Genomic DNA, 1340 nt, shown 5'->3' on the forward strand with positions numbered 1-1340 from the left:
GTGTGCTCTTCCGATCTTTCCCCTTTTTGATCACCGATTTCCTGATAAATTGCCAAAGATTGTTTAAGTAATTTAACTTTATCTTCTTCACCATTATTCAAATAGTCATTGAGAGCCATAGTATTGAGAACAGTTGCTTCTCCTTGACGTGCAGCAAAGGTATCAATCTTAGAGTTAGGAGAGTTATTAATTTTCTGGTAAATTGCTAGAGATTGGTTATAAAGTTCTTTCGCTTTTTCCGGATCGCTATAGCTTTGATCGAGCAATAATTTTGACTGCCGAGAATTGATCAATAAATCGTGATTAAATGCAAAGAGTTGTTCTTCATCTAATTGTCCTAAGTAGGCGACATAAACACTTCCTATTTGGCTGAGAATATAGGCTTCTTGGAGAGGGTTTTTTATTTCTTGATATAGGGTTAACGCTTCGTTATAGTATTGTAATGCAGGTGTTGTTGCTCCGAGTTCTTGATAAAGTTTACCGAGTTTCAGCAAGATTGATGCGACTTGAGATTGATCAGCTAGAGTTCGTGATTTTGATAGTGTTTCTTCTAATTTTTGAATAGCTTGTAGCTGAGATGGAATTGTCTGCTGCTGTGAAGGTTTTTCTGATTCGTTCAAAAACTGCTGTGTTTCTGGCTGTTGTAATGAGGGTGAGTTTGTCTTGCTAAACTCTGCTCTCCCAGTCTCTAGTAACAGCACAAAGTAAACCCATAAGGTTAAACTTAGTTTGATAGACTGTCGAATCAAAACTTTAGATCCATTACTCATTTTAAAACCTAATTCAATATAATAGCTAAATTTTAATTAATTTTCTTAAATATTAGTTATAATTCCCCAATATTAACGATTAATTAATCTGGGGAATTTTTATACAATAAGTTAAGAGTAACTCCAGTGACTAACCTTAAACTCTAACCGAGATCTGCACTAATTTTGACAAACGTTTCTATCGTTTCTCCGGGTTTAGCACTCATCAGAGATTTACCTGTATTAAGTGCATTACGAGGAGAACTCCAGGGTTCTAGACAATAAAACTCTTTGCCTTTAACCGTCCAGAAAACAAGAGTTGAGTAACGATTATCCCACTCAAAGGTCAGCTTTAATTTACGACTCAAATCATTGACTACCGCAGAGGATTTAGATAAATTAAAAAATGCCACATCAATTTCATCTTGTTCAAAATCAAACTGTCCTGAAAAAGTTTGAATCGTCTCATCATCTTTGGCTTGAAACTGAGTTGAAGGTAAATCAAAAACTAATTGCTGTTTGTTTGCAACTGTAAAATAAGGATGAATACCTGTTGAAAACGGCATAGATTCCTGAGACAAATTGGTGTGA

General features: G+C 35.1%; 2 protein-coding genes. Both read right to left on the reverse strand.

The genetic code is table 11. The features are described from left to right. On the reverse strand, positions 1-770 hold a 770-nt coding region (locus tag M595_RS27630), incomplete at its 3' end, for a tetratricopeptide repeat protein (RefSeq protein ID WP_023069866.1). 143 nt (positions 771-913) lie between these two features. Further along, positions 914-1340, reverse strand: a 427-nt coding sequence (locus tag M595_RS27635) for an aldose epimerase family protein (RefSeq protein ID WP_040484782.1), incomplete at its 5' end; no start/stop codon positions are given.

This window comes from Lyngbya aestuarii BL J (assembly GCF_000478195.2).
GTDB classification, from domain to species: domain Bacteria; phylum Cyanobacteriota; class Cyanobacteriia; order Cyanobacteriales; family Microcoleaceae; genus Capilliphycus; species Capilliphycus aestuarii.